This is a genomic window from Sphingomonas sp. LC-1, from assembly GCF_025371035.1.
GTDB classification, from domain to species: Bacteria; Pseudomonadota; Alphaproteobacteria; order Sphingomonadales; family Sphingomonadaceae; genus Sphingomonas; species Sphingomonas sanguinis_E.
The window spans coordinates 132,021-152,933 of the sequence record NZ_JANZXB010000002.1; the positions used below are offsets into that span (position 1 = coordinate 132,021).

At 69.0% G+C, this 20,913-nt stretch carries 21 protein-coding genes; 9 read left to right on the plus strand and 12 right to left on the minus strand.

From position 1 onward, the window contains the following. Window positions 1–45 precede the first annotated feature (45 nt). The 5 genes from NZL82_RS03385 to NZL82_RS03405 form a co-directional block, all read right to left on the minus strand. On the minus strand, window positions 46–1,293 hold the full coding sequence (locus NZL82_RS03385) for an adenosylmethionine--8-amino-7-oxononanoate transaminase (protein ID WP_261268370.1): 1,248 nt from the start codon (window positions 1,291–1,293) through the stop codon (window positions 46–48). After that, complete coding sequence (bioD, locus tag NZL82_RS03390; protein ID WP_261268371.1) at window positions 1,290–1,910, minus strand: dethiobiotin synthase; 621 nt, start codon at window positions 1,908–1,910, stop codon at window positions 1,290–1,292. The genes NZL82_RS03385 and bioD overlap by 4 nt, the downstream gene beginning before the upstream one ends. Beyond that, window positions 1,907–3,016, minus strand: coding sequence for an 8-amino-7-oxononanoate synthase (locus NZL82_RS03395; protein WP_261268372.1), 1,110 nt, complete (start codon window positions 3,014–3,016; stop codon window positions 1,907–1,909). Before NZL82_RS03395 ends, bioD begins: the two co-directional genes overlap by 4 nt. Before the next feature lie 163 nt (window positions 3,017–3,179). Next, window positions 3,180–3,908 carry a bifunctional 2-polyprenyl-6-hydroxyphenol methylase/3-demethylubiquinol 3-O-methyltransferase UbiG gene (locus tag NZL82_RS03400; protein ID WP_261268373.1) on the minus strand — a complete coding sequence of 243 codons (729 nt, stop codon included), beginning with the start codon at window positions 3,906–3,908 and terminating at the stop codon, window positions 3,180–3,182. 4 nt (window positions 3,909–3,912) lie between these two features. Beyond that, window positions 3,913–4,296: a GtrA family protein gene (locus NZL82_RS03405; protein ID WP_261268649.1), complete on the minus strand. Its 384-nt coding sequence runs from the start codon at window positions 4,294–4,296 to the stop codon at window positions 3,913–3,915. 130 nt (window positions 4,297–4,426) lie between these two features. On the opposite strand from NZL82_RS03405, the gene NZL82_RS03410 reads away from it, so the two are divergent. Continuing rightward, window positions 4,427–6,196, plus strand: a complete 1,770-nt coding sequence (locus tag NZL82_RS03410) for an AcrB/AcrD/AcrF family protein (protein ID WP_261268374.1) — start codon at window positions 4,427–4,429, stop codon at window positions 6,194–6,196. 187 nt (window positions 6,197–6,383) lie between these two features. Here the strand turns inward: NZL82_RS03410 and NZL82_RS03415 are convergent, their stop codons facing one another. The 4 genes from NZL82_RS03415 to NZL82_RS03430 are packed head-to-tail and all read right to left on the minus strand — an operon-like array spanning window position 6,384 to window position 8,504. Then, the gene (locus NZL82_RS03415; RefSeq protein WP_261268375.1) at window positions 6,384–7,007 is read right to left on the minus strand and encodes a MarC family protein; all 624 of its coding nucleotides are present in this window, start codon (window positions 7,005–7,007) and stop codon (window positions 6,384–6,386) included. A 4-nt stretch (window positions 7,008–7,011) separates the two neighbouring features. Continuing rightward, window positions 7,012–7,890, minus strand: coding sequence for a bifunctional methylenetetrahydrofolate dehydrogenase/methenyltetrahydrofolate cyclohydrolase FolD (gene folD / locus NZL82_RS03420; RefSeq protein WP_261268376.1), 879 nt, complete (start codon window positions 7,888–7,890; stop codon window positions 7,012–7,014). Further along, on the minus strand, window positions 7,887–8,189 hold the full coding sequence (locus NZL82_RS03425; protein ID WP_261268377.1) for a DUF167 family protein: 303 nt from the start codon (window positions 8,187–8,189) through the stop codon (window positions 7,887–7,889). The genes folD and NZL82_RS03425 overlap by 4 nt, the downstream gene beginning before the upstream one ends. A 3-nt stretch (window positions 8,190–8,192) precedes the next feature. Further along, complete coding sequence (locus NZL82_RS03430; RefSeq protein WP_261268378.1) at window positions 8,193–8,504, minus strand: YggT family protein; 312 nt, start codon at window positions 8,502–8,504, stop codon at window positions 8,193–8,195. Window positions 8,505–8,625: 121 nt separating this feature from the next. Here NZL82_RS03430 and NZL82_RS03435 point away from each other — a divergent pair, with 121 nt between their 5' ends. Next, entirely contained in the window at window positions 8,626–10,485 is a 1,860-nt protein-coding gene (locus NZL82_RS03435) for an AsmA family protein (protein WP_261268379.1), read from the plus strand. 140 nt (window positions 10,486–10,625) lie between these two features. On the opposite strand, the gene NZL82_RS03440 is transcribed toward NZL82_RS03435, so the two are convergent. Together NZL82_RS03440 and tsaD are read right to left on the minus strand one after the other, a co-directional pair. Continuing rightward, entirely contained in the window at window positions 10,626–11,603 is a 978-nt protein-coding gene (locus NZL82_RS03440) for an NAD(P)H-dependent glycerol-3-phosphate dehydrogenase (protein ID WP_261268380.1), read from the minus strand. Then, window positions 11,600–12,625, minus strand: a complete 1,026-nt coding sequence (gene tsaD, locus NZL82_RS03445) for a tRNA (adenosine(37)-N6)-threonylcarbamoyltransferase complex transferase subunit TsaD (protein WP_261268381.1) — start codon at window positions 12,623–12,625, stop codon at window positions 11,600–11,602. The genes NZL82_RS03440 and tsaD overlap by 4 nt, the downstream gene beginning before the upstream one ends. 66 nt (window positions 12,626–12,691) lie before the next feature. On the opposite strand from tsaD, the gene hemC reads away from it, so the two are divergent. The 4 genes from hemC (at window position 12,692) to NZL82_RS03465 (ending at window position 16,140) form a co-directional block, all read left to right on the plus strand. Further along, the gene (hemC, locus tag NZL82_RS03450) at window positions 12,692–13,603 is read left to right on the plus strand and encodes a hydroxymethylbilane synthase (protein ID WP_261268382.1); all 912 of its coding nucleotides are present in this window, start codon (window positions 12,692–12,694) and stop codon (window positions 13,601–13,603) included. Between the two features lie 5 nt (window positions 13,604–13,608). Next, window positions 13,609–14,292 (plus strand): uroporphyrinogen-III synthase, encoded by a 684-nt coding sequence (locus NZL82_RS03455; protein WP_261268383.1) that lies wholly within the window; start codon window positions 13,609–13,611, stop codon window positions 14,290–14,292. Beyond that, on the plus strand, window positions 14,289–15,245 hold the full coding sequence (locus NZL82_RS03460) for a hypothetical protein (protein ID WP_261268384.1): 957 nt from the start codon (window positions 14,289–14,291) through the stop codon (window positions 15,243–15,245). Before NZL82_RS03455 ends, NZL82_RS03460 begins: the two co-directional genes overlap by 4 nt. A 112-nt stretch (window positions 15,246–15,357) precedes the next feature. Next, the gene (locus NZL82_RS03465) at window positions 15,358–16,140 is read left to right on the plus strand and encodes a hypothetical protein (RefSeq protein WP_261268385.1); all 783 of its coding nucleotides are present in this window, start codon (window positions 15,358–15,360) and stop codon (window positions 16,138–16,140) included. Between the two features lie 121 nt (window positions 16,141–16,261). Here NZL82_RS03465 and NZL82_RS03470 read toward each other — a convergent pair whose 3' ends face one another. Beyond that, window positions 16,262–18,580, minus strand: coding sequence for a DNA translocase FtsK (locus NZL82_RS03470; protein WP_261268386.1), 2,319 nt, complete (start codon window positions 18,578–18,580; stop codon window positions 16,262–16,264). Window positions 18,581–18,703: 123 nt separating this feature from the next. Here NZL82_RS03470 and NZL82_RS03475 point away from each other — a divergent pair, with 123 nt between their 5' ends. Genes NZL82_RS03475 through NZL82_RS03485 form a run of 3 tightly spaced genes read left to right on the plus strand, consistent with a single transcriptional unit; the run spans window position 18,704 to window position 20,908 of the window. Continuing rightward, entirely contained in the window at window positions 18,704–19,918 is a 1,215-nt protein-coding gene (locus tag NZL82_RS03475) for a UbiH/UbiF/VisC/COQ6 family ubiquinone biosynthesis hydroxylase (RefSeq protein ID WP_261268387.1), read from the plus strand. A gap of 20 nt (window positions 19,919–19,938) precedes the next feature. After that, the gene (locus NZL82_RS03480; RefSeq protein ID WP_261268388.1) at window positions 19,939–20,352 is read left to right on the plus strand and encodes a VOC family protein; all 414 of its coding nucleotides are present in this window, start codon (window positions 19,939–19,941) and stop codon (window positions 20,350–20,352) included. Beyond that, on the plus strand, window positions 20,336–20,908 hold the full coding sequence (locus NZL82_RS03485) for an MAPEG family protein (protein ID WP_261268389.1): 573 nt from the start codon (window positions 20,336–20,338) through the stop codon (window positions 20,906–20,908). Before NZL82_RS03480 ends, NZL82_RS03485 begins: the two co-directional genes overlap by 17 nt. Window positions 20,909–20,913 lie beyond the last annotated feature (5 nt).

Here is a 20,913-nt window from a genome sequence, read left to right on the forward strand (position 1 = left end):
CCGGATAAAGCAAATGATTGGTCGTAAAGTCAAAGCTTCCCCGTCCTAACCCCCGAAGCGGCCGATCGCCTCATGGATGCCGGTCCAGACTTTACCGAGCTGTTCCGGGGTGATCGCATAGGGCGGCATGACATAGATGGTGTTGCCCAGCGGCCGGACGAGCAGGTTCCGCTCGCGGAAATGGGCGAGCAGCCGGGGCCCCAGGTCGGAGAAGTAATCCTGCCCCGCGCCCAGTTCGAAGGCGGCGATGGTGCCGAGCGCACGGGGATTGCGCACCGCCCCCTCGCCGCCGACCGTCGCCAGATGCCGGGCTTGCGCCGCCGCCAGCGCGTCGATCCGGTCCTGCACGGGCTCGTCGCGCCAGATCGCCAGATTGGCCGCCGCCGCCGCGCAGGCGATGGGATTGGCGGTGTAGCTGGACGAGTGGAAGAATTGCCTGGACCGATCCGTCTCCGACCAGTGCGCCTGGAAGATCGCTTCGGTCGCCAATGTCACCGCCAGCGGGACCGCGCCGCCGGTCAGCCCCTTGGACAGGCAGAGAATGTCGGGCACCACCCCCGCCTGCTCACACGCCAGCAGCGTGCCGGTACGGCCCCATCCGGTCATCACCTCATCGGCGATGAACAGGACGCCATGCGCCGCGCAGATGTCGCGCATCGCCGCAAGCGTCTCCGGGGCGTAGAACAACATGCCGCCGGCCCCCAGCACCAGGGGCTCGACGATGAACGCCGCCGCGCCCGCCCGGCACTCCGCCTCCAGCGCATCGAGCGTCGCCTGGGCATCGACGGGATAGGGGATGGTGCCGACATCGAACAAGAGTGGCGCATAGGGCCGGTTGAACACGCCGCGCGCGCCGACCGACATCGCGCCGATTGTGTCGCCATGATAGCTGTGTTCGAGGACCAGGATGCGATGACGCGGCTCGCCCCGGTTGAGCCAATATCCCAGCGCCATCTTCAACGCGACCTCGACCGCGGTCGAACCGGAATCGGAGAAGAAGACTCGCGTCAGCGCCTCAGGCGTGATCCGCACCAACTCGGCCGCCACCTCTTCGGCGGGCTCGTGGGTCCATCCCGCGAAGATGACCTGGTCGAGCCGGTGCGCCTGGTCGGCGATGGCGGCCGCGATGCGCGGATGGTTATGGCCGTGCGTCGTCACCCACCAGCTGGAGATGGCGTCGATCACCTCGAGCCCGTCAGCCGTGGTCAGCACCGCGCCGCTCGCGGAGGCGACCTTGGGGATCGGCTCGCCCAGTCCATGCTGGGTAAAGGGATGCCAGACAGGCGAGGTCATCGGAAATCCCTGGCATCGAAGTTCGCGGCGAAGGCCTGCGCCAACGTCTCGCGGTTGAGATTCGCCAGACGCGGCAGGCGACCGAGCCGTTTCACGCCACCGATCGCGGCGATCGTCGCCTCGCTATCCTCGACCGCATCCCCGACAAAGGCGATGCCCAGAACGGGTACGCCGCGCGACCGCAACGCCTCGATCGACAAGAGGCTGTGGTTGATCGTCCCCAGCCCGGTCCGGGCGACCAGCACCACCGGACGCTGCCAATGGGCGAAGAGATCGGCGAACAGCATGTGTCGCGTCACCGGGACCAGCACGCCCCCCGCCCCTTCCGCCACCAGCGGCCCGTCGACCGGCGGCAGGGCCAGCCGCTCCATCTCGATCGTCACACCGTCGATCTCGGCGGCGCGGTGGGGGGAGCAGGGCGTCTTCAACCGATAGGCCGACGGCAGGACCGGACGCCCGCTGAGCGCGGCGACCGTCTCGGCATCGCCATGCCCCTGCTCGTCGGTGCCTGCCTGGACAGGCTTCCAGTAACTCGCCCCCAGCGCGCCCGTCAGCGCGGCGGAGAAGATGGTCTTGCCGATCTCGGTATCGGTGCCCGTGACGATGACGGCGCTCATGCCAGAACCTCTTGTAACGCTTCGTCGAGCGCGATGATGTCCGCCTCCTCGACATTCAGGGTGATGGACAGCCGCAACCGGGCCGAACCCACCGGCACGGTCGGCGGGCGGATGCCGCGTATGTCATAGCCACGCGCCTGCAACGCCTCGGCGGTGCGCATGGTGCGGCCATTGTCGCGCAGGATCAGCGGCAGGATCGGAGTGCCCTGCGCCGCGACGCCGTGCTTCGACAGCCGCTCGCCCGCCAGCGCGATCCGCTGGTGAAGCGCGGCGCGGCGCTCGGGCTCGTCGGCCAGGATTCGCAAAGCCTCCCGCACCGCACACGCCATCAGCGGCGAAGGAGCCGTGGAGAAGATGAAGCCCCGCCCGCGATTGACCAGATAGTCGCGCAACAGTGCCGGCCCGGTGACCAGCGCGCCCTCGCACCCCATCGCCTTGCCACAGGTATGAAGCGTCACCACCCGCTCGCCGGGTATCGCCAGCCCTTGCCCGCGATCGCCGAAGACGCCGGTCGCGTGCGCCTCGTCGACGATCAGCATCGCGTCATGCCGCTCGGCCACCGCATGGAGCTCCGCCAGCGGTGCGGTGTCACCGTCCATGCTGTACAGGCTCTCGGCCGCGATCCAGACGGTGCCTTTCCCGCCCCGCCCGCGCCAGTCGCGGATCGCGGCGTCGAACGCATCGGCATCGTTATGCGCCGCCGCCACATTGTCGGCGCGCGACAGCTTCATCCCCTCATGCATGCTGGCATGGACCAGCGCGTCATGGACGATCAGGTCGCCCCGTTGCGGCAGCGTCGCGAGAAGCGTGGCATTGGCGGTATAGCCCGACGAGAAATAGAGGCTCGCCTCCGCCCCGAAGAATGTGGCGGCTTCGGCCTCCAGCGCCTGATGCTCCGGGCGATTGCCGCGCAACAGGCGCGATCCGCCCGAGCCGACGGGGACGCCCTCTTCCATCGCTCGCGCAATGGCGGCGGCAAGGCGCGGGTGGTGCGCCAGGCCGAGATAGTCGTTGGAAGCGAAGTCCTTGCCGCTCTGCGAGGCCAGCCCCCGCAATCGGTCCCGCGCGGCCAGTCGGGCCAGATCGGCGCGATGAAAGTCCAGCATGGGGCTTCCCTACCCAGCCAGGCTGAGGAGCGGAACCTTATTTATGAAGGAATCGGGTGGCCTTCGACTGCGCTCAAGCTGAATGGCCGCTTGGATGTGCGGCCCAAAGGACTTCGCTCCGTTCAGCCTGAGCGAAGTCGAAGGCCACTCCCGAACGCCTAGCTCAAACCGGTTCCGCCAGAGTCACGATCGAAACCCCCGGCGTCATCGGCACGCGCCCGACCAAGTGCCGCTCCAGCCGGAAGATCGCCTCGAACGCCTTGTTGAGCGGCGCGGGGGGCGGCGAGTCGTCGCTGTCGTCGCGGCCACTGATCCGCCCCGCGATGCGCGCGGCGGCGGCCAGCGGGAACAGCAGCGAGTTGAAATAGCCGAGCTTGTGGGGTTTCAGCCCCGCCTTCTCGATCGCCGCGACCAGGGTCGTCTTGGAATAGCGACGATGGTGATGGTTCACCACGTCATGCGCCGACCACATCCATTGATGCGCCGGCACCGCGATCAGGATCTTGCCGCCGGGCTTCAGGCACGACTTCATCGCGGCGAGCGCGGCGACATCGTCCTCGATATGCTCGACCACGTCGAGCACCGCGATCAGGTCATAGCCGCCCCGCTCGATCCCCGGCAGTTCGGGAAGCGGCGCATCGCCGACCGGACGGCCGAGCCGCTGGGATGCGATCGCGCGCGCGGCGGGATCGATCTCGATCGCGTCGACCGTGCCGAAGCTGGCCAGCATCGGCAGATTGTGCCCGGTGCCGCAGCCGATCTCCAGGATACGCGCATCCTTGGGCAGCTTGCCATAGCGATCGAGATAATCGGCCAGGATGTCGCGGCGGGCGCGGTACCACCAATGGGTGGAATCATGCGCGGCCATGCGGTCGTAAACGATACGGTCCATGAACTTATCCGAAGACCCATTGGCGGTTGAGCGCGAAGGTCGCGATCGGCGTGATCGTGACCACCGGGATCAGCGCGACCCAGGGTGGTTGATGCAGGAGCCCGGTTGCGATCCAGGTGAAGAGCGCATTCAACGCAAGGCCAAAGCCCTGCACCACCAGGAATTTCAGATGTTGCTTGCCGCTGGAATCGCGGGTGCCGTGCCCGCGGAAGCTCCAGGCGCTGTGCAGGAAGAAGCCGAAGATCACCGCGACCAGAAAGGCCGGAGGAACGGCCAGCACGGCTTGGCTGTGCGGCAGCACCCAGGCGGTCAGCGGCAGATAGACCGCCGAATAGACGACCGTCGACAGGCCGCCCGCAATGCCGAAGCGGATGATCTGGCCCAGCATCCCGCTGGACCGCCATCGATCGATCTGGTGCTGAAGAGTCGCCACGCCGCCGCCTTTGCCCCGACCTTGCCCTTTACGCCGCCCGCGATAGAGCGGGCTCCAAGTCCTGCGCCTTAAGCCGCGGGCGGGTATGAGGGAAGCGTCTTTGGAACGTCTGCAGCGTGAGATCGACCAGCACTGGCGGCGCTGGGTACTGGTCGCCTGGGTCGCGGTCGCCGCCTGGTACATGTATGACCGGTGGGGTCAGATACGCTGGTGGTCGCTGGGCGATACCGACGACAATATGCGCCTGATGCAGGTTCGCGCCTGGATGGCGGGGCAAAGCTGGTATGATCTGCGCCAGTATCGGATGAACCCGCCGGTCGGATTCGACATCCACTGGAGCCGCATCGTCGACCTGCCCATCGCGGCCCTGATCCTGTTCTTCCGCCTGTTCACCACCCCCGCCTGGGCGGAACGGCTCGCCTGCGGACTCGCGCCGATCATCCCCTTGTCGATCACCATGCTGGCGATCGCGGCGACCATCCGCCGGTTGATCGAGCCCTATGTCTGGCCGCTGGGAATCGTCCTGCTGCTCTGCGCCAGCGCGACGCAGTTGATGTACATGCCGATGCGTATCGACCATCATGGCTGGCAGCTGGCGATGCTGGCCGTCACCGTGGCGGGGCTGTGCGATCCGCAAGGACGGCGCGGCGGCGCGATGGTCGGGTTGGCCAGCGCGGTGTCGCTGGCGATCGGGCTGGAAATGCTGCCCTATGCCGCGATGGCGGGGGCCATATTATGCTTGCGCTGGGTATGGGACCGGGCGGAAGCGCCGCGTCTGGCGGTCTATGCGCTGACGCTGGGTGGGGGAAGCGCGGCGGGGTTCGCCGCCTTTGCCTCCAACGCCAATTACGCGATGCGCTGCGACGCGCTGACTCCGGTCTGGTTGTCGGTGACGGTGGTGGCGGGGGCGCTGCTGTTCGTGCTGGCGCGGATCAATCCGGAATCGCGGGGGGCGCGGCTTGGCCTCGCCGTCGCGGCGGGGGCGATCATCGCGGGCGGGTTCGCCAGCCTGTTCCCGCAATGCCTGACCCGCCCCGAACAGGTCAGCCCCGAGCTCCAGCGCAACTGGCTGAACAATGTCCGCGAGGCCAAGCCGATCTACAAGCATCCGCTTCGCGTCGCGCTGCCCATGGCGATCATGCCGGTCATCGGCCTGATCGGTGCGGCCCTGGCGGCATGGCGGCGTCGGACGATCGGGTGGAGCGCGGTCGCGCTGTTCACCGCCTTCGCCTGCGCCATGCTGTTGTGGCAGGCGCGCGCGGCCCCGGCGGCGCAGATGCTGGCGGTACCGGGCGTCGCGGCTTTGGTGTGGATGCTCCTCCCGCTGATCCAGCGGTTGCGCTCACCCCTGTTGCGGGTGCCGCTGACGGTCGCGGTGATCCTGATTCCCACCGGCGTCGTCGCCGCGCTGGTCCTGAAGAAGCTGCCGGCCGCGCAGCCCAGCGCCTATGCCGCGCGGGTCAATCGCGCGACCGGGCAGTGCGTGCGGACCTCGGTGCTGACGCGGGTCAACGCCTATCCCAAGGCGACGGTATTCACCTTCGTCGACTTGGGGCCACGTCTGATCGTCACCACCCATCACGATGCGATCGCAGGCCCCTATCACCGCAATGGCAACGCGATCCTGGACGTGCAGCACGCCTTTCAGGGCAGCGAGGCGCAGGCGCGGGCGATCATGAAGCGGCATGGCGCGACCCTGTTGCTGATCTGCCCCGACATGGCCGAGTCGACCAATTACCGCGCGCGTGCGCCAGGGGGATTCTACGACCGGATGGCGCATGGCTGGGTGCCGAACTGGCTGACCCCGCTGCCACTGCCCAAGGGGTCGCCGCTGCGGCTGTACCGGATCGATTGAGAGTCTTCGCGCCCTCGCGGTCGAACCGCTCGCGGATTGCGGGTTTAAGGTTCGCGGAGGCGCGGAGAACGCGGAGGGGGCGCAGTACTGGATAGCTTTCGCTTCCTCTCCGACTGTTTCGAGGGTCTACCGCCAAAGGCGGTAAATCAGCCTTCTTCTCCGCGCCTCCGCGTCTCCGCGCGAAAAATCAACGCAAGGACGCGGTCACCCCGTCGATCACGAACTGCACCGCCAGCGCCGCCAGCAGGACGCCCAGCACGCGGGTGATCACCGCCTCGATCTTCGCGCCGAGCAGCCGCATCAGCGGCCCCGCCGCCAGCAGCGCGACCAGCGTCAGCAGCAGGATCGTCCCCATCGCCGCCAGGACGACGATCGACGCCTCCAGCCCCTGATTACGGCTCATCAGCAGCATCACGGTGGCGATCGAACCCGGACCCGCGATCATCGGCATCGCCATGGGGAAGATCGACACATCCTCCGCCTCGTGCGGATCGTCAGCGATCTTGGCCGCGCGGTCCTCGCGCCGCTGGGTCCGCTTCTCGAACACCATCTCCAGCGCGATCAGGAACAGCATGATGCCGCCCGCGATGCGGAACGCCGCCATCTCGATGCCCAGGCCGTGCAGCAACGCCTCGCCGAACAGCGCGAAGACGAACAGGATGACCGAGGCGACGAAGACCGCTCGGATTGCCATCGCCCGGCGATGCTGCGGCGTGGCCCCCGCCGACAGCCCCGCATAGATCGGCGCGCAACCCGGCGGGTCGATCACCACGAAGAAGGTGATGAGCGAAGAGATGAAGAGTTCGAGCACCGGCTTACAGTGCCGTCTGGTCGATCGCGACGCCCTCGCGCCGTCCCGCCGAGACCAGCGTGTTGCGCAACAGGACCGCGATCGTCATCGGGCCGACACCGCCGGGCACCGGGGTGATCGCGCCGGCCCGCTGGACGGCCACGTCATATTCGACATCGCCGACCAGACCGGTCTCGATCCGGTTGATGCCGACATCGATGACGCTGGCGCCCGGCTTGATCCAGTCGCCCTTGACCAGGCCGGGCACGCCCACCGCCGCCACGACGATATCGGCGCGGCCGACCACCTCGGCCAAGTTGCGGGTGCGGCTGTGCGCGACCGTCACGGTGCAGCTTTCGCCCAGCAGCAGCTGCGCCATCGGCTTGCCGACGATATTCGAGCGGCCGACGACCACCGCGTCCATCCCCGACAGGCTGGGGTGGATGCTCTTGAGCAGCATCAGGCAGCCGAGCGGGGTACAGGGCACGAAGCCCTCGACACCCGTGGCCAGCCGCCCGGCATTGACCGGGTGGAAGCCATCGACATCCTTGTCCGGGTCGATCGCCTGGATCACCGCCTGCGCATCGATCTGGCCCGGCAGGGGAAGCTGGACGAGGATGCCGTCCACCGTCGGATCGGCATTGAGTTGTTCGACGAGCGTCAGCAGCGTCGCCTGATCGGTATCGGCGGGCAGGCGATGCTCGAAACTTTCCATCCCCGCCTCGCGCGTCGCCTTGCCCTTGGAGCGGACATAGACGCTGGAGGCGGGATCCTCGCCCACCAGTACGACCGCCAGGCCGGGCGCGCGGCCGGCGGCTTCGCGGAAGGTCGCGACCTGGGTGGCGATGCGGGTGCGGAGGCCGGCGGCGAACGCCTTGCCGTCGATGATCGTGGCGCTGGTCATGGCGCATCGCCATAAAGCGCCTCGGCGATGCGCGCCAGCACTTGCGGCTCCCCGACGACATGCAACCGCTTCAATCGTGCGGTTTCGCCCGCGACGATCCTCACCGCGCGCTTGGGCACGCCGAAATGCCGGGCGACCAGCGGGACCAGCGCGGCATTGGCCGCGCCATCGACCGGCGGGGCAGACAGGCGCGCGGCAAAATGCTCCTCCGTGCCGGCGGTCAGCGCATCCCGACCGCCGCGCGGCGTCACCCGCACCGCGATCTGGATGCCGTCGTCCCGCAGGGCCCAGGCGGGCATGGCTCAGCCGACGACGACCGCGCCCCCGTACATCTGCTGGGCGATCGCGGTATCCAGCACCTTGTCCAGGATGATGACGATCAGCAGCACCACCATCGGCGACAGGTCCAGCGCGCCGAAATCGGGCAGGATCCGCCGGATCGGGCGATAGAGCGGATCGGTCATCCGTTGCAGCGCATACCAGATCGACCGGATGAAATCATTGGAGGTGTTGATGACGTTGAAGGCGATCAGCCAGGACAGGATCGCCTGCACGATGATCACCCACCAGACGACATCGAGGAGAATTCGGAGAATCTGAAGGATGAGGATCAACGCAGGGAGCTCCTGAAGGTCTTTGTCCTCTATCTAGGGCGCGGGGACGGTCGGGGCAATCATCGCGCACCAACTCCTGACGCTGCCGGAACGAAGCACCGGGTCGCGCGTCCCGCTTAACATGGGACAAGCAACGGATCGTGCGGGGACGCGGCAGCGACATTGGGGACGGATCGTATTGGGGGTGTTGGTGGCCGTGCCGCTGCTGCTTCTGGCGATTCTCGCGATCTTTCCTTGGGGCGTGCTTCGCGGCGCGGTGACGCGCGAGGCGACCGAGCGGTTCGGACGGCCGGTCACCATCGGGTCGGTCCACCGCGTCGACAGTATCGGCTTCCACCCGGTCATTGCGGTCGAAAAGCTGCAAATTCCCCAGGCCGACTGGGCGGGGAAGGGAGATTTCGCACGGATGGAGCGCGCCGAAATCCGCTTCTCGGTCTGGCCGTTGCTGAAAGGCTCCTTCGTACCCGAGGATATTCGCGTCTCGGGCCTGCGTCTCGCACTGGTTCGCGACAAGCAAGGCCGCACCAACTGGTCGCGCCCCGGCGAACCAGAGGAGGGCGGCGGCTCCACCGATCTGCAGGGGTTGACCATCACCGATGGCACCATCAGCTACCGCGATGCCAAGCAGGATCGCGACGCCGTGCTGCATATCACCGCCGACCCCGACCAGGGCGTTCGGGCCGATGGGCCGGGATCGGTGCGCGGCGCGCCGGTGCGGATCATGTTCACCGGCGCGGCGGTCAAACCGGGGCGCTGGCCCTTTGCCGCGACGATCACGGGCAACACGCTGTCGATGACGGCGCGCGGGACGATGGATCGCCCGTTCGATACCGATGCGATGACGCTGGACCTGACGGCCAAGGCCGACGACCTGAAACGGATCGACGCGGTGATCGAGGCGGGGCTGTTCCAGACCCGCCCGGTCGCATTATCCGCCCATGTCCGCCACGAACGCCCCCGCTGGACCATCACCGATCTGAAGGGGCGGATCGGCCGCTCCGACCTGGCCGGGCATCTGACCGTCGACAAGAAGGCGGGACGCACGTTGCTGGACGGCGAAGTGACCGCGCGGCAGCTCGACTTTGACGACCTGTCTTCGGCGGAAGGCCGGGCAGAGGCCGCCGCGCTCGAACGGCGGATCGGGCCGCGGCTGGTGCCCAATACGCGGATCGACATCTCCAAGATCGACACGACCGACGGCACCATCCGCTTTCGCGTCGGCCGGGTGGTCAGCGCGCAGGGCTCCTCGCCGATCACCGGCCTGGCCGGGCGGATGACGATGGATCACCAGTTGCTGACCATCGGTGACATCCGCATGGCCCTGCGCGAAGGCGTGGTGACGGGTCGGGCGGTGATCGACCAGCGCAACGGACGCAAAATGCCGCATCTGGCGCTCGACCTGCGATTGACCGGGGCCAGCGTCCTTTCGCTGTCCGGCCAGACCGAGATTACCGGCCAGGTCGCCGCCCGCGCGAAACTGGCGGGCAGCGGCGAAACGGTGCGCGACGCCGTCGGGCGGTCGGACGGCCGCATCGGCCTGGTCGTCGCAAATGGTTCATTGCCCGATCGCTATGCCGCGGCCCTGGGCTTCGATGCGGGTGCGGCGTTCATCGGGGATAGCAAGCGGGCAAGCCTGCGCTGCCTGATCCTGGGCGTCGACATGAAAAACGGCACGGGCCGCGCCGATCCGCTGATCGTCGATACCTCGCGCAGTCGGCTGGACGGCACGGGGACGGTCAGCTTCCCCGACGAGCGGCTGGCGCTGCGCCTGACCGGCGCGCCCAAACACGACGCGACGCTCCGGCTGGCGGGTGCGGCGACGGTGTCGGGGACGCTGGAGAAGCCCGATCTGGTCATCCCCAAGGAGGTGAAATCGGTCGGCGATATCTTCCAATCGATCGGCCGGGCGATCACGGGCGACTCCGGACCCAAGGCGCAAGACGCGGCCTGCGGGTCGCTCGCGCGACAGGTGTTGCGCTAAGACCGTGTCTCCGCCCATCCCGCCCCCGTTCAGCCTGAGCGAAGTCGAAGGCAACGTTGGAACGCTCGCAAAAGGGGGCCTGGGCCACCGGAGTCCCTTGGCCTTCAACTTCGCTCAGGCTGAACGGAGCGGTGGAGGGATCAAGCCCCCTCGGCTTTCAACGGCCGCGCCAGCAGCGTGCCGATCACCTCGCCCACCGCTGCGCCGTCGAGCAAGCGGCACACCGCCTCGCACACCGGCATGTCGACACCCGCCTCCGCCGCCGCCTGGCGCAACACGGGCGCGGTAAAGGCACCTTCCGCGACGGTCCGCCGGTCGGCGAGCAACTCCGCCGCCGACCGCCCCTGCCCCAGCCCGACGCCGAGCGAGAAATTGCGCGAGGCGGTGGAGGAACAGGTCAGCACCAGATCGCCCAGCCCCGACAGCCCGGCCAGCGTCTCCGCCCGACCGCCGCGCGCCAGCCCGAACCGGGTCATCTCCGCAAAGCCGCGCGCGATCAGTGCGGCGCGGGCATTCTGGCCCAGCCCCGCACCCTCCACCACGCCGCAGCCAATGGCGAGCACGTTCTTGATCGCGCCGCCAATCTCCGCGCCGGTCACGTCGTCGGTGGCATAGGGCCGGAAATGCGGCGCGGCGATTCGCGCGGACAAGGCCTTGCGGAGTTCCGGCTCCTCACATGCCAGCGTCACCGCCGTGGGCAGCCCCGCCGCCACCTCATGCGCGAAGGTCGGGCCGGACAGCACCGCGATCGGCGCATCCGGATGGATCGCCCGCGCCACCTCGCCGACCAGCCGCCGCGACCCCGCCTCGATGCCCTTGGAGCACAGGACCAACGGCTTGGACCCCACCGGCATCGTCGCCAGCACCGAACCCACCGCCTGCGCGGGCGTCACGACCAGCAGCGCGTCCATCTCGGCCATAGCGGCGGGATCGCTGACCGCCTCGATACTCGACGATAGCGCGATGTTCGGCAGATAGAGCGGGTTGGCATGGGTGGTGTTGATCGCCTCCGCCACCGCCGGATCGCGCGCCCAGATCCGCACCGGCCTGTCGCCATAGGCCGCCACCTGCGCCAGCGCGGTGCCCCAGGCACCCGCTCCGATCACCCCGATCCTCATGCCTTCACCCCCGCACCGCGCACCGCCTCCGCCGCCGGGTCGAGCGGCCAGCGCGCCCGGGCGGGCGTGTCGAGCGGATCGGTCAGCCCCTCGCGGAATCGCTCGACGCCCGCCCAGGCGATCATCGCGGCATTGTCGGTGCACAACCAGAGCGGCGGCGCGACGAAGCGCAGACCATGCTCGGCGGCGAGTGCCTCCAGCGCGGCCCGGATCACGCCGTTCGCCGCCACCCCACCGGCGACCACCAGCGCGGTGACCGGCGGCACGTCCGCCAATGCCCGGCGGGTGCGGTCGAGCAGGCAGTCGACCACCGCCTGCTGGAAGGACGCGGCAATATCCTCAGGGCAATATTGCCCGATCGCCCGCGCGACCGCGCTCTTCAGCCCGGCGAAGGAAAAATGCGGCTCGGCCGCGCCCTTCAGCGGTCGGGGAAGCGGCACCGCAAAGGGATCGCCCTCCCGCGCCGCTGCCTCGACTCGGGGGCCGCCGGGATAGCCGAGACCCAGCAGCTTGGCGGTCTTATCGAACGCCTCGCCCGCCGCGTCGTCGATCGTCGTCGCCATCCGGCGATAGCGCCCGACGCCCTCGACCAGCAGCAACTGGCAATGCCCGCCGGAGACCAGCAGCAGCAGATAGGGATAGGCCAGCTCGCGGTCCGACAGGCGCGGCGACAGGGCGTGCCCCTCCAGATGGTTGACCGCGATCAGCGGCTTGCTCGCCGCATGGGCCAGCGCCTTGCCGGTGACGAGGCCGACCATCACCCCGCCGATCAGCCCCGGCCCCGCCGTTGCGGCGATCGCGTCGACATCGGCCAGGGTCACGCCGGCATCGGCAAAGGCGGCGGCGACCAGCGGCTCCATCGCCTCGACATGCGCGCGCGCGGCGATTTCGGGGACGACGCCGCCGAACGGGGCATGCGCCGCCTCCTGCCCCAGCAGACGATGCGCCAGCACGCGCCCGTCATCGGTGACGAGTGCGGCGGCCGTCTCGTCGCACGAGGATTCCAGTCCCAGGATCAGCATGGGCCACCCCATACGCGCCTTGCGGGATATTGTCGAAGGGGGCTGTATTGCGGCAAAGGCGGCATCATGGTTCGTTTTCGGCTCGGTACGCGCGGTTCGCCGCTGGCCCTCACCCAGGCGCATATGGTGCGCGCGGCACTGGCCGATGCGCAAGGCTGGGACGCCGATGCGATCGAGATCGTGCCGATCAAGACCACCGGCGACCGGGTCCAGGACCGAGCGCTGGCCGAGATCGGCGGCAAGGCGCTGTGGACCAAGGAACTGGACCGCGCGCTCTATGACCGGGAGATCGACGCCTCTGTCCATTCGATGAAGGATGTGGAGACGATCCGTCCCGACTGGCTGCACATCGCCGCGATGCTGCCGCGCGCCGATGTCCGCGACCGGCTGATCGGGGTGGAGACCATCGCTGAACTGCCCCCCGGTGCAGTGGTCGGCACCAGCAGCCCGCGCCGCCGTGCGCAATTGCTGTCGCACCGCCCCGATTTGGCCATCACGCTGCTACGCGGCAATGTCGACACGCGGCTGGCCGCCGTTGCGAACGGAGACCTGGACGCGACCCTGCTCGCCGCCGCCGGGCTCGACCGGCTGGGGCGCGAGGTCGGGCATGCGGTGCCGACCGACCAGATGCTGCCCGCCCCCGCCCAAGGCGCGGTCGGGATCGAGACGCGCGCCGATGATGCCGCGGCGACCATGCTGATCGGCTCGATCGACCATGCCGAGACCCATGGCTGCGTCATGGCCGAACGCTCGCTGCTCGCCGCGTTGCAGGCGGATTGCCACAGCCCGGTCGCCGCGCTCGCCTCCTTGTCGGGCGAGATGCTGACGCTGCGCGCCGAATTGCTGGCCGAGGATGGCTCGGCACGGGTGACGGGCTGGGTCGAGGGGGCACTGGACGAGGAATTGGGGGCGCGGCTGGCGATGGACCTGCTCGACCGCGCACCGCCCGAAGTGCGCCGCCTGTTCGCTGGGGGCTGACCCGCATGGCGGTCGTCGTCGTCCGGCCCGAACCCGGCCATGCCGCGACGATCGCCGCCCTGCGCGATGCGGGGCTGGAGGCACGGTCACTGCCCTTTTTCGCGACCCATGCGCGCGACTGGACCCCGCCCGATCCCAACAGCATCGACGCCCTGTTGTTCACCAGCGCGCAGGCGGTGCGGCTGGCCGGGCGGGGGCTGGAGGGACTGAGGCATCGCCCCGTCGTCGCGGTCGGTGCCGCCACCGCCGATGCGGCGCGGAAGGCGGGGCTGTCGGTGGCGCTGACAGGGACCAGCGACGCCGCCACGGTGGTCGCACAGGCGCGGGCGATGGGGCTGGCCCGATTGCTTCATCTGGCGGGACGCGACCGGGTGGAGACGGGGGCGATGGTGCGGGTCGTCTATGCCGCCGATCCGGTGCCGGTGGCGACGTCCTCCTTCGCCACGCTGACCGGGGAGACCGTGCTGCTCCACTCCGCCCGCGCCGCCGCGCGGCTGGCCGAGCATGTCGATGCGGCGGGGGTGCCGCGCACCGGCATCGCCATCGTCGCGATCAGTGCCAAGGTGGCGGAGGCGGCGGGCTCGGGCTGGCGCGCCGTGGCGGTGGCGGTGGCCCCCCGCGACGAAGCGATGGTCGCCGCCGCGCGGGCGTTGACCCGGACAGCCGCCACGGGGATAAGCGAGGCATGAACAATTTCGCGCCATCCGACCGACCGCCGTCGCGCGGCCCCCGTACGGGTGCGACCGTCGCGCTGATCCTGCTCGCCTTTGCTGCCGGACTGATTCTGATGGCCTATGCGATGCGCAACCTGTCCTGGTTCGGCGGCACCCAGGCCGCCAGGACGAACGCGGTGTCCACCGCCAAGCCGGGCAGCCCCCCCAATGGCGGATCATCCGGGGGCGATGTGGCGCGCGCCGCCGCCGACCCGATCGCGCTTGCCACGCGCGAGGCCGCTCTGGCCGCGCAACTCGCCGCGCTGGAGACGCGCGCCGCCACCATCGCCACCGATGCCTCGGCGGCGGGGGCGCAGGCGGGCCGCGCCGAATCGATCCTGGTGGCCGCCGCCGCCCGCCGCGCGGTCGATCGCGGCCAGCCGCTCGGCTATCTCGAAGAACAGTTGCGCATCCGCTTCGGCGCGAACGAGCCGCGCGCGGTCGCCGTGCTGATCGGCAATGCGCGCCAGCCGGTGACGCTGGAGACGCTGCGCCAGGGGCTGGACACGCTGGCACCCGATCTGGTCGTCAACGAATCCGATGGTTGGTGGGAAGGGCTCCGGCAGGAAATCGGCCGGTTGATCGTGATCCGCGAGGCCACCGCCCCCTCGTCCAACCCCGCCGACCGGCTGGATCGCGCGCGTCGCCTGCTCGACGGCGGGCAGGTGGAGGCCGCGCGGGCCGAGGTCGCGCGGTTGCCCGGTGCCGCGACCGCCCAAGCCTGGCAGCATGCCGCGCAGCGTTATGTCGCGGCCCGCCGGGCGCTCGACCTGATCGAGAATGCCGCGCTGGTCACGCCCGTCACCGCTCCGGCGCCGATCGTGACGACTCCGGTGACGGCCCCAGCGACGAACGCACCCCCGGCCGAGGGTGCTCCGACCCCCGCCGCGCCCGAGCCCGAAACCGCATCGGGATCGCCCACCATCTGACCATCGCGGCACTGGCGGTTCCGACGGCAGGCGAAGCGCCGGATGCGGCCGGATGAGGAGCGGGAGGCGATGACGGGGCGTTGATCCCGATCGCTTCTTTGGAGACTTCGCCGTGACTCGTGCCGCTCCCCGGATCGCCCGCTGGCTGGCGGGTTCGTTGCTGCTGCCGCTGACCGCCTGTAGCAGCGGCAGCGATCCTGCCCGCAACGACGGCGCCCCCGTCACGGCCAGCCCTGCGCCCGTTGCCCCGTCGCCGTCGGCACCCGAGGCGGAGCAGGCCGCCCTCTCCGCGCCGATCAAGACCGCATCCTCGCCCGATCCGGACGGCATCTTGTCCTGTTCCGCCGAGCGGGGACAGGCGGCGGCCGACCGGCTGGTCAAGATCTGTACCTCGGTCTCCCCCGCCACCCATCCGCCGTGCAATGCCGCCAATAGCTGTGCGATCATCGAGGATGAGATCGCGCGGAGTTGCGCATTGCTGAGCGAGGATGCCGCAAAAACCACCGGCTGTTCGGTCGCCCCCCAAAGCGATGCCGCCGCCGCAGCGGTCGTCCGTCGCTACTATTCGGCGATCAACGCGCATGACTATGCCACCGCCTGGAGCCAGTGGGGCGAAAATGGGCGTCCGGGCCAGCGCTTCGCCGATTTCCAAAAGGGCTTTGCCGACACCCGCGCGACTAGCGTGACGATCGGCGCGATGCCGCCCAGCGAAGGGGCGGCGGGATCGATCTATGCGACCGTCCCGGTGACGGTCGATGCGCAGTTGAACGACGGAAGACGGCAGCGCTTCGTCGGCCAATATGTCGTACGCCGGGTCAACGGCGTGCCGGGCGCAAGCGCGGAGCAACTACGCTGGCATATCGACTCGGCGACGTTGAAGCCGGTGGGGTCGTAGGGGCTGGCGTTATGCCGTGGCCTTCGACTTCGCTCAGGCTGAACGGGTTTAGGGGTGATTCCCCAACCTCGGTTCGCACGGAGCGAAGTCGAAGTGCCCGCTGAGCGTACGGCCCCAATCTCTAAATCGGATGCCCCTCCGTATCGCGAAGCACCTCACGCCGACCGACATGATCCGGGCGCCCTACGATGCCGTCGGTCTCCATCCGCTCGATCAGCCGCGCCGCCGAGTTATAGCCGATGCGCAATTGCCGCTGGAGCCAGGAGGTCGAGGCCTTCTGGCTCTCGCACACGAGCTGGATCGCGGCGCGATACTGCTGGTCCTCGGCCGAGTCCTCGCCCGTGGGCGCACCGTCGAGCGCGAAGCTCTCCGCCGGTTCCTCGGTGACCGAGGAGATATAGTCGGGCTGCCCCTGCGCGCGCCAGTGATCGGCGACCCGGTGCACCTCGTCATCCGAGACGAAGGGGCCGTGGACCCGCACGATGCCCTTGCCGCCGGGCATGTAGAGCATGTCGCCGCGCCCCAGCAGCTGTTCGGCCCCCTGCTCGCCCAGGATGGTCCGCGAGTCGATCTTGGAGGTGACGTGGAAGCTGATGCGGGTCGGCAGGTTCGCCTTGATGACGCCGGTGATGACGTCCACCGACGGGCGCTGCGTCGCCATGATCAGGTGGATACCCGCCGCGCGCGCCTTTTGCGCCAGCCGCTGGATCAGGAATTCGACTTCCTTGCCCGCCGTCATCATCAGGTCGGCCAGCTCGTCGACGATCACCACGATCTGCGGCAGCGGCTCGTATTCGAGCTTCTCCTCCTCATAGACCGGCTGGCCGGTCTCGGGATGATAGCCGGTCTGGACCTTGCGCCCCAGCGGTTGCCCCTTGGCCTTGGCCGCGCGCACCTTGTCGTTGAAGCTGGCGAGGCTGCGCACGCCGACCGAGGACATTTGGCGATAGCGGTCCTCCATCGTCTCGACCGCCCATTTCAGCGCGCGGACCGCCTTGGCCGGATCGGTGACGACCGGGGAGAGCAGATGCGGGATGTCGTCATACATCGACAGTTCGAGCATCTTGGGATCGATCATGATCATACGGCACTGCTCGGGCGTCAGGCGATAGAGCAGCGACAGGATCATGCCGTTGAGGCCGACCGACTTGCCCGAACCCGTCGTACCCGCGACCAGCAGGTGGGGCATCGGCGCGAGGTCGGCGACGACCGAGTCGCCCGCGATATTCTTGCCCAGGATGATCGGCAATTGCGCGGCCTGGTCGGCAAAGCTCTGCGACGCGACGAGTTCGTGCAGCGACACCATCTCGCGCTTTTGATTGGGCAGTTCGATGCCGATGACGTTGCGCCCCGGAATCACCGCGACGCGCGCCGAGATCGCCGACATGTTGCGGGCAATGTCGTCGGCCAGCGCGATGACGCGATTGGCCTTGATGCCGGGCGCGGGCTCCAGTTCGTACATGGTGACGACCGGGCCGGGGCGCACCTCGACGATCGAACCCTGGACGCGGAAATCGTCGAGGACATTCTCCAGCAGCCGCGCATTGCGCTCCAGCCCCGCCTTGTCGATCGTGCCCGCCGGCGTCGGCGGCGCGGGCGTCAGCAGGTCGAGGCCGGGGAGCTGATAGGGCGCATCGCGGTCGGCCGCCGCCTTGGGCCGGGCGGGGGCGGGTGCGACCTGGCGGTCGGCGATGACGGGGGCGGGGCGGTCCTCGCGCACCGGCACCGCCTTGCGCGCCAGCGTCAACGGCTCCTCATCCTCTGCGTCGTCGTAAAGCGACTCGTCTTCATCGTCCCAGGGCACGCCATCGGCCTCGTCGCCCGACATGGCGGCGCGGCGACGGCGCAACCGCGCCAGACCGCGTTCGGCCAGATCGAGTTCCAGGCTGCGTCCCCAGATCAGCGCACCGCCCAGGCCGAAGGCAAGCCCCGCCACGACCGAACCCCAGGTGACGACCGCCGGCTGTCCGCTGAACGCCAGCACCCAGTCGACCAGCCCGACGGCCGACAGGCCGATCACCCCGCCCCATCCGGCGGGCAGCGCCAGCACCGCCGAGTCGGACACGAAGGACAAGGCACAGGCCATCAGCGCGACGCCGATCACCGCCTGCCGCAGCATCCGCACCCAGCGTCCCGCCGGTCGGTCGCGCCACAGCCGGGTCGCGATGATCGGACCCACCGGCAGGATCAGCGCAACGGCGGGCCCGAACAGGGTCAGCGCGATATCGGCCACCCACGCGCCCGGCAGCCCCAGCCAGTTGGCGGGCACCGCGCCCGAGGCGGTGTTGAGCGCCGGGTCGCTCGCCCGGTAGCTGGCCAGCGCCAGCACCAGCATCAGCGTAACGGCAAAAAGGGCGATCGCCGTGACCAGCGCGCCGCTGCGCACCGCCCCCGCCTTCACCGTCTCGCGCCATAGAACCGGCTGCGCGCGGCTGGCCATGGGTGTTGTCCTTCAGGAATGTCCGAAAATGCGGGAAAATTCATCGCCTCTGATGGTTCCCACGTCAAGGCGCGAGCGCCTGCCACATTGTTTGGCGCGATAGGAAGGTCTAGGAGCGAAGCTATGAATAGCGACGTCATCATCCTCGGCGGCGGCCTGGTCGGCGCGACGCTGGGCGTCGGGCTGGCCGCGCATGGCCTGTCTTCGATCATCGTCGATCCCGCCGATCCGGCGGTGATCCTGGCCCCCGGTTTCGACGGACGCGCCTCCGCCGTCGCCTCGGCCAGTTGGCGGATGCTGGACGCGATCGGGATCGGCGCGAAGCTGGCGGGCCAGGGCTGCGAGATTCGGCATATTCGGGTCAGCGACGGGCTGGAGCCCGGCGCGCTCGACTTCATCCCCGACGCCGATGACGGCGCGCTGGGCACGATGTTCGAGAACAAGCTGCTCCGCCGCGCGATCCATGCCACCGCCAATGAGGCGGGTCTGGTCGATCTGCGGATGCAGACCCGCGCCCTGTCGGTCGAGCGTGGTCCGGGCGGCGTCATCGCACAGCTTAGCGACGGCACCACCGTCCGCGCGCCTCTGCTGGTCGCGGCGGAGGGGCGGCAATCCCCGACTCGCGACGCGGCGGGAATCAAGGTCGCGCGCTGGTCCTATGACCATAAGGCAATCATCAGCGCCTTCCACCACGAAGCCTCGCACGAGAATATCGCGTTCGAGATATTTTACCCCACCGGTCCCTTCGCGCTGCTGCCCTTGCCGGACGACGAGATCGGGCATCGCTCGGCGATCGTCTGGTCGGTGCCGGGGCGCGACGGCGATGCCATGCTCAAGCTCTCCGACCGGGCCTTCCTGGCGGAGGCGGAGAAGAGCATGGGCGGCTTCTTGGGCGCGCTGTCCCATGCCTCCCCGCGTTCGGCCTATCCGCTGGGCTTCCACCGCGCCGCGACCATGACCGGCGACCGGCTGGTGCTGGTCGGCGACTCGGCGCATGGCATCCACCCGATCGCGGGGCAGGGCGTGAACCTCGGCTATCGCGACGTCGCCGCGCTGGTCGAGGTGCTGGTCGAGGGCAAGCGGACCGGGATGGATCTGGGCGATGCGGCGCTGCTCCAGCGCTACCAGCAATGGCGCGGGCTCGACACGCTGATGGTGTCGGTAGCGACCGACAGCTTCAACCGCATCTTCGGCGTGCCCGGAAAGACGGCCAGCGCGATACGGCGGCTGGGCATCACCGCGATCAACCATATCCCGCCGATCAAGAACCGCTTCATGGCCGAGGCGCGCGGCGAAACCGGACAGCTGCCCCGGTTGTTGCAGGGCGTGATGGTGTAACCCAGTCGAGCGAGATGGCGATGCGGCACGATATCATTCCCTGCCTCCGGTACGAGAATGCGCCGCGCGCCATCGACTTTCTATGTGACGCCTTCGGGTTCGCGCGGCAGGCGGTGTTTTCCGATCCCGACGATCCGACCGTCATCCATCACGCGCAACTGGTATGGCAGGAGCGGATGGTGATGGTGTCGAGCGCGCTGTTCACGCCCCATGCCGCCGTGGCGGGATCGAAGACGCCGACCCAGGCCGGCGGGGTGACGATGGACCTGTATCTGGTCGTCGCGGATGTCGACGCCCATGCGGCCCAGGCCCGTGCGGGCGGTGCGACGATCATAGCCGAGCCGGCGGACAAGCCCCATGGCGGGCGAGGCTATGCGGCGCGCGACCCGGAAGGCCATGTCTGGAGTTTCGGCAGCTATGATCCCTGGGCCTGATTATCCTGATCGCCCCACCCGCCCCGTTCGGGCTCCAATTCGCGACCGCCGCCAGACCGGCGTGGCGCGCGGCATGGGGGCGGCTCTGGCCGTCGTGGTCCTGACGCTGGCGATCGGCTGGGGTATCGCGCCCGTCCTGTCGCCCACGGACCGGGTGCTCCGCGCGGTGGCGACGGCGACGGTGGCAGCGCTCTGGCTGGCGGTGGCGATCGGACATGTCGCGGCGCTCCGCTTCGAATCGCCCGCCGACATCGATGCGGCAGCCAGCGGGAGCGGAGATTCGCCGCGGGTCGTCATCGCGCAGGCGGTGCTGCGCAACACGCTGGAACAGGTGGTGCTGGCGATTCCCGCCTATCTGGCGCTCGCCTGGGTGGTGGAAGGGTCGGGGGCGATGATCCCGGCGCTCGCCGCGCTGTTCTCGGTGGGGCGGACGCTGTTCTGGGCGAATTATACGCGGGGTGCAGCGGCGCGGGCGTTCGGCTTTGCGCTGACCTTCTATTCCAGCGTCGCGGCGCTGGTCATCGTGTTGGTGGCGTTGATCGGCAGAATCGTTTGACCGTT